Raw genomic sequence first — 6,035 nt, 5'->3', positions numbered from 1 at the left:
GCTTTGAGTACTTCGCCTGATTCTATTAATATTGAGACCAACGAAAATTCTTTGAGTTGCATTGGGCTGTGGGTTTTTAGGTACAACTCCCAATCTACATGTTTTTGAGCTTAACCGAAAAGTATTGGATCGGCGTGCCCGCTCTACTTCTATTTCCGCTTCTGCATATCCCTCAAAGCCCAAAGCTTTTGGCAAGCCATCAAGCAACTTTTTCATGTCTTGAATTAATCGTTTAGCCTCTGGTTCATTTGCCTTTGGATCACCAGGGACACGTATTAGGGTATCTACGTCTTTAACATCACCTACTGCCATTTTTTGGGCGTATGAGCCTGCAAGTCGAGAGTGAGGGTAGACAGTGGGAAAATCTTTGCTTTTGGCAATGTACTCACGGACTAAGGGTGGCAAATCGCGTGCTGCATCAAGGCGTTCTTGGGGTGGTTGAATGTTCTTGAGCAGTTCTTCAAAGTGTGTGATAAGCGGAAACATCTATTTTTTTTACCTTTACTGAATTGGGCTATTCATAGCGCAGCGCTATGGTAATTTCTTTTCATATGCCACCATCATCAATATTTGAATCAAATATATCTTCCAGAAAAACTTACTCGTATTACCTATCGTTAGTAACCAAATTCATTTGAATTCAGCCGACATTGACTCACACTATGTCAGTGTGTAGCACTTTATTACACTGTATTTTAATGCTTTTTGATTAAAAAGAACAATTGTACTATTAGTGAAAACCGTACTAGAGTTAGTAGTAATTTTACGGTTTATCGTTCAGTCTGGTGATTAACTCAAAGTAAGGAGAGCGATCGCTCTCCTCTCAATTCATGTACACTTCGTCATAGAGTTGTTGCTCCGCAAATAATTCATGCAATGGGAATATTGCTTACCCAGGAGTAAGTAAAAAGTGGATTTTTCTGCTAAACGAGACTATAAGGTTTATTTCTGTCCTGAATCAGCACACCATTCAACAACTCCCTGACGCACCCAAAAGTGGCAGTGGCATTCATTAAGCTGCCTAACAGAAGGATTAAGTGTTGGTCGTCCCAACGAATCAATGGCGATCGCCCAGCAAGGATGTCGCTTTTGATTCAAAGACAGCAAAATATTTTCACCACATCCTCCAGGGCAACGAAAACAAGCCCATTTCTGATATTCAGCATCACCAACGACTAAAATCTCCCCTGGTTTTATATTCTCAGGTGCAGGATGTGTTGGAACTATCCGTGCTGATAAGTCTGGCTGGGGAAGAAAACGTAGCCAGATTAATAACTGTCTAACTACACCGCGAAGAAACATCCCTTACTCCACCAGATTGAGAAAAGGCATAACATCCCCTCTGCCCCACCACTGGGCACCGGCTGTCCCGCAAACTGGGCAATTGGGATTAGGGATTGCTGCTGGTTTACGGTCAGTCGTCAGATGAAATTTGCGAACTCTGTGAGCTGCTGCACCATCCTCACCACGGAAACCCTGAAGGCGGTGGACAAGTTCCTGCATTGCCATAATTGCTACCTCTGTTGTAAATAAAACAACGGCAGGACTGGGGTTTCCTTCTCCAATGACGTAGGCTTCTGCCTTACGGCGTTCGTACTCATCAGGATTACTACGTTTCAATGCTTCATCTCGTGCAATCACAGGGTTAATAATTTCTCGACACAACAGGCAGGCGTGTCCTGGCGCAGGTACAAGCACCGTGACGCGACCATCCAAAGCCTGAAAATTGGGCGTTTCCCCTTGAGAAACCTCAATTGCTAAACCCATATCAAATACAGGTGTTGCATAGTAGTAGGCAAACCTATTCAGCATTAGGCGACCCGTGTGATCATCAGTGCAACAAAAAATCACGTCGCACGCTTTCAGGGAATCGCGGCAGTCTGCTTCTCCAATCCAAGCTTGATATGTTCTCACTTGAACACCAAGTCCAAGTTCCACAAGTGACTTGGCAACAACTTCAACTTTGGGACTCATAGCATCAGCGTCTGGCTGACGCGCACCGTGTAGCCGATTTAAATTTGTATCCTCAACAATGTCTTTATCAAAAAGTGCAATGTTCCGAATACCCATCTTTGGCAGCAACATAGCGATCGCACTTCCTGTACCGCCGCAACCAATGACCCCAACACGCAACATCGATAAGTCTTGATTGAGGGCCTCCCCAAAAGCTAAAGCCTGTCGCTGGAATGCTGGAGGAGAAACCCCCAGCCCCCGGTTTGGATAATGCAAACGGATTTTCTGCCCAATCACACGAATCATCCGCAAGGAGATAACTTCTTGCGAACTAACCCACAGGCGACCAATCAAATTTCCATCCGGCATTAGGATAACACTCAAAATCTGTGTATCTGAGCCGTTGCGGTTTTGTGCCAGTTGAATCAAGTCTGGTTCGTTAGTATCATCCTGAATAGAGAATTCTCTCAAGCCTTCTCGATGACTGTGGAAAATGGCTAGTGTCAGGTTTTTTGCTTGTGCCGCTTGCAATGCCCGAACAAAAGAATCCGTTTTCCAGGTAATGTGTTTGGCAGAGAAAGAAACAATTTCATCCTCTGGCACTGGTATTACTTCATAAGAAATGAATTTTTGGTGCGGCTGCCCATCCCAAGGATCGGCATTGATAACGGCCTGTCCACACAAGACATAGGCCGCTCGCTCTTTACCATCTATGGTTAATAGCAATTCGTGCAGGTAATTTGAGTGTTGCTCTTGCAATGTCAAGCTTACAGTATTCAAGCAGCCACCTCCAGAGCATTTTCAATCCGTTTGAGCATTGTCCATATGCCATCTGTACCAGGTCGCCACTCGTTATTATGTCTCGACCATCGCTGCCATTTCTGACCATTAAATTGGTGTGGTTGATCGGCTGCCTTTGGGTATTTTGCACCCTGTACCAGCTTTACCCACGGCAGCAGGTAAAACATATCGGGGGGTGCATCCGGGTATCCGCTCGGCAATAGAATTAGGATATCTGCCTGTTCAGTATCAAAACGGCCAGGTGGTAACTGAAATTCGCGTAAAATAACGCCCTTTTGACTGGCATCTACCACTTCTTCAAAAGGTAAACCCCTGTTTTCCAGGTATTGGCGATCGTTTGAGGGTAAAAAGCTCATTACTTAACCCTCCGTTGTAGTCTTTTTACCAGTGAAGAATCGCTCGACTCCTGGTGCTTGTAAATCGACAAATTCGTTATCGGCTATTGGGCGGTCTTCTGCACCACGTAGTTCAAGCCAAACTCCATAGGATGCAAGGTCAACGCCAGCAAGTTCCTTCAGCTTTAACCCTGTGATAATTGGCGCTCCCCATTCAAATCGCCGACCGTCGATGACAAAACGGAAGGAGCGATCGCTGCGCCAAGTAATGAATCGCTCGATACCAGGCTTTCTGAGTTCAACGGTTTCATCAAGGCGGATTTCTTCTAACTGACCGTTGTTTAGCACTTGGAAGATAAGGTACTCATCCACAGGCCTCTTGCTTGCTTCATCAAGCAGCTGCCCTCCCGTAATCACGGGGTCGTCTACTTTATAACTTCGGTCATCAATCCGCACTAAGTAGTGTTTTGCAAGTGGTGGTTGTACAGCCCCGTGCTGCTTGACCCACGCTTCCAGTTCAATCTGCTCAACCACGATATTGTTCGTCATATTGTTGTTGCATAAGTGACTTTTGATTTCACTTGTGAAATTTTATCCATTATATTGCACACATGATTTAAAATTGCAAGAGTGAAATTGGAGATGAAATGGCAAAAGGACAGTTTGATGTTGAAGCTTTTTATGCAGCATTGGACAGCCAACGGCTGTCTAAGCGTATGACATGGAAACAAGTTGCCGAAAAATCTGGTGTTAGTGCGTCCACCTTGACTCGGATCGCGCAAGGTAGACGACCAGATGTAGACAGTATGGCAGCAATGCTCGCATGGTCTGGGCTGAACGCAGACTCCTTCATCAAGCGCGAACAGGATACTCCAACCGAATCCGAACCACTTGCTAAAATTACGGCGTATTTGCGTGCAGATCCCCATTTAACGCCAGAAGCTGCATCTGCAATGGAAGCCGTCATCAAAGCTGCTTACGAGAAGCTTCGCAAGGATCAATAAGATGACACTATGCTGTGGTTTTAGTCAGGAGGCAAATGCTTATGCCAGGTAAGGCGAAGTTCCGTCGTGGCTTTAAGAAGGAGGCAAGTGCTTATGCCAGGGAGTTTCGAGCAGAGCTTGGTCTAAAACCACACGCTCCCTTATGCCCTTGGCAGCTTGCTGAACATTTAGCAATTCCTATTGTTCCACTGTCGGAATTTCAAAATGAAATTTCTGAAGAGGTTCGCTATTTTACAGAAAAAGACATAAAAAGTTTTTCTGCGATAACAGTGTTTTATGGTATACAAAGAATAATTGTTCACAATGACGCTCACAGCCGTCTACGTCAGGCTTCTAATGTTTCTCACGAAATAAGTCATGGTATCCTTCAACACCAGCCAGATGAAGTTTTTAACGAATGCGGATGCCGGAATTTTAACCAAGAATATGAAGATGAAGCAAACTGGTTAGGTCCGGCACTTTTAATTTCAGAAGAAGCTGCCCTCCATATCGTTCAAACTGGAATGACAATAGATGAGGCTGTTGAATATTACCACGCTAGCAAGGAAGTTATCAATATGCGTATTAATGTTACTGGAGCGCGAAAACGAATTTTATCTCGTTAGAGGGCTAATTGAATCAGTTTAACTGCAAAAATTAATAAAATCCTGGCAATCATCAATCAAAAATTTTATATGAAATCAAAAGTTAATAATACTGTCATCTATATTCATAAACTTAGTCAAGTAAGTCTTTTTCGTTTTTAGCCTGCCATATTTGACAGGCTGTAGTAGATTCAGATTATAGCTGATTTTAACTAGCAACAGACGCTATTTCTGGTGAGAATAATTTGTGATTTTCGATGGCATATTTATAACTAAACAGTCCATTGTTTGACAAGAAAAATTTTTCTTCACTACCCGATATCTTGAGTACTGTGATAACACATGGTGGTTGAATATTGTTATTACGAATGAATTTCCTTGCAGTTGTACAGGTTTTTTATTGATGGTTATGTTGATAGCAACTAAAGCTTGTAACCTTTGATAACAAAACTTTTCCACGTAATCTACGTCTTAAATGGTATCTACCTAGTTTTTGTCGAATTCGTTTTGGCATTTTGCACTCTCCTTAATAATTGTGCATGGTTTTTATATCGCTTAAGTTGAATTTCAAGCTGACGGGCTTCTTGTTTACTCGAGGTCTTCCATACGTAAACAATTTTGAATTCGATACCGCGTTTTATCGCAGCACGAGTAAATGCCGCTCCAGACCCTTGTAGATGCTGCTGAAATCTTTTCTTGAGGTTCGCGCATGAACCTAAGTAATAACGAGCTTGATGTTTCTCATTTCCAAGCGGACGAGATAGCTCAATCAAGTAGCAGCAAGGAATTGAGGGTATTTTTCCTGACAATTCCATTTATGCTTTTTTGGGATTATTTTGAAAACTGAGGCGTTAGCTGATTGTGGTGGTTTATATAGTTACGCAGTTGAGCCTTTCTTGTTCTTGTACCCAAGTGATTATGCTTGACTTACTAACGCTCACAGGCTTATCCTCACCTGCAATAAATATTTGAAACCAGCCAGTTTCTAACTCATAGTAGTCAATAATTAAACCTGATTCTCTGGCTGTTTTTAGAGATAATATTTCCTGGGGCAACAATTTTTCAAGTCTGAACTGTTATTCTGGAGAAAGCTGCTTCCAAGCTTCATCTTTAATAGCCAGATGCCTGTATATAGCACTTCTAATTCAGCAGTCTCTTCCTGGGACTGCTCTTTTTCTTGGGATTTGATTCTGGCATGATAGTCTGCGATCGCTTCACAAAGAATTTTGGGGGGGTAGCCCATATCCGTCAATCAATTCCTGTGTGAGTACGCCTGTTTGATGGTCTTCTTGCCCAGAGTGACGCACACAATTCGCGGTTAAAATAATCAATCATTTATTATCCGCCAGACCTAAAGG

At 43.1% G+C, this 6,035-nt stretch carries 8 protein-coding genes and 2 pseudogenes; 2 read left to right on the top strand and 8 right to left on the bottom strand.

The annotated features are described in order from the left end of the window. From LC574_RS22365 to LC574_RS22345, 5 genes and pseudogenes are all read right to left on the bottom strand, one after another. Positions 1-486, bottom strand: a pseudogene (locus tag LC574_RS22365) (hypothetical protein); the annotation flags it as partial. Between the two features lie 456 nt (positions 487-942). Then, positions 943-1,302 (bottom strand): DUF6527 family protein, encoded by a 360-nt coding sequence (locus tag LC574_RS22360; RefSeq protein ID WP_229455706.1) that lies wholly within the window; start codon positions 1,300-1,302, stop codon positions 943-945. Positions 1,303-1,305: 3 nt separating this feature from the next. After that, positions 1,306-2,733: a ThiF family adenylyltransferase gene (locus tag LC574_RS22355; protein ID WP_229455705.1), complete on the bottom strand. Its 1,428-nt coding sequence runs from the start codon at positions 2,731-2,733 to the stop codon at positions 1,306-1,308. Beyond that, positions 2,730-3,110, bottom strand: coding sequence for an E2/UBC family protein (locus tag LC574_RS22350; protein WP_221704707.1), 381 nt, complete (start codon positions 3,108-3,110; stop codon positions 2,730-2,732). Before LC574_RS22350 ends, LC574_RS22355 begins: the two co-directional genes overlap by 4 nt. Positions 3,111-3,113: 3 nt before the next feature. Then, positions 3,114-3,638, bottom strand: a complete 525-nt coding sequence (locus tag LC574_RS22345) for a multiubiquitin domain-containing protein (RefSeq protein WP_229455704.1) — start codon at positions 3,636-3,638, stop codon at positions 3,114-3,116. Positions 3,639-3,736: 98 nt separating this feature from the next. Here LC574_RS22345 and LC574_RS22340 point away from each other — a divergent pair, with 98 nt between their 5' ends. Both LC574_RS22340 and LC574_RS22335 read left to right on the top strand, forming a co-directional pair. Beyond that, on the top strand, positions 3,737-4,093 hold the full coding sequence (locus tag LC574_RS22340) for a helix-turn-helix domain-containing protein (RefSeq protein ID WP_229455703.1): 357 nt from the start codon (positions 3,737-3,739) through the stop codon (positions 4,091-4,093). Positions 4,094-4,134: 41 nt separating this feature from the next. Then, the gene (locus tag LC574_RS22335) at positions 4,135-4,698 is read left to right on the top strand and encodes an ImmA/IrrE family metallo-endopeptidase (protein WP_229455702.1); all 564 of its coding nucleotides are present in this window, start codon (positions 4,135-4,137) and stop codon (positions 4,696-4,698) included. 187 nt (positions 4,699-4,885) lie between these two features. On the opposite strand, the pseudogene LC574_RS39155 reads toward LC574_RS22335, so the two are convergent. From LC574_RS39155 to LC574_RS22325, 3 genes and pseudogenes are all read right to left on the bottom strand, one after another. After that, positions 4,886-5,062: pseudogene (locus LC574_RS39155) on the bottom strand (DUF3155 domain-containing protein); the annotation flags it as partial. A 97-nt stretch (positions 5,063-5,159) separates the two neighbouring features. Continuing rightward, a complete protein-coding gene (locus tag LC574_RS22330; RefSeq protein ID WP_229455701.1) occupies positions 5,160-5,492 on the bottom strand; it encodes a GIY-YIG nuclease family protein in 333 nt (110 codons plus the stop codon). Between the two features lie 215 nt (positions 5,493-5,707). Beyond that, positions 5,708-5,920, bottom strand: coding sequence for a hypothetical protein (locus LC574_RS22325; protein ID WP_229455697.1), 213 nt, complete (start codon positions 5,918-5,920; stop codon positions 5,708-5,710). Positions 5,921-6,035 lie beyond the last annotated feature (115 nt).

Source organism: Nostoc sp. CHAB 5715 (assembly GCF_020829685.1).
Taxonomy (GTDB): Bacteria; Cyanobacteriota; Cyanobacteriia; order Cyanobacteriales; family Nostocaceae; genus Nostoc.
The sequence above is the reverse complement of the archived record's forward strand: the minus strand, read 5'-3'. Positions and strand labels throughout refer to the sequence as shown.

What these genes read in the sequence shown, in the direction of transcription:
- LC574_RS22360 (WP_229455706.1), bottom strand. Translation starts at nt 1,302, where the DNA reads ATGTTTCTTCGCGGTGTAGTTAGACAGTTATTAATCTGGCTACGTTTT.
- LC574_RS22350 (WP_221704707.1), bottom strand. Translation starts at nt 3,110, where the DNA reads ATGAGCTTTTTACCCTCAAACGATCGCCAATACCTGGAAAACAGGGGT.
- LC574_RS22345 (WP_229455704.1), bottom strand. Translation starts at nt 3,638, where the DNA reads ATGACGAACAATATCGTGGTTGAGCAGATTGAACTGGAAGCGTGGGTC.
- LC574_RS22340 (WP_229455703.1), top strand. Translation starts at nt 3,737, where the DNA reads ATGGCAAAAGGACAGTTTGATGTTGAAGCTTTTTATGCAGCATTGGAC.
- LC574_RS22335 (WP_229455702.1), top strand. Translation starts at nt 4,135, where the DNA reads ATGCCAGGTAAGGCGAAGTTCCGTCGTGGCTTTAAGAAGGAGGCAAGT.
- LC574_RS22330 (WP_229455701.1), bottom strand. Translation starts at nt 5,492, where the DNA reads ATGGAATTGTCAGGAAAAATACCCTCAATTCCTTGCTGCTACTTGATT.
- LC574_RS22325 (WP_229455697.1), bottom strand. Translation starts at nt 5,920, where the DNA reads ATGGGCTACCCCCCCAAAATTCTTTGTGAAGCGATCGCAGACTATCAT.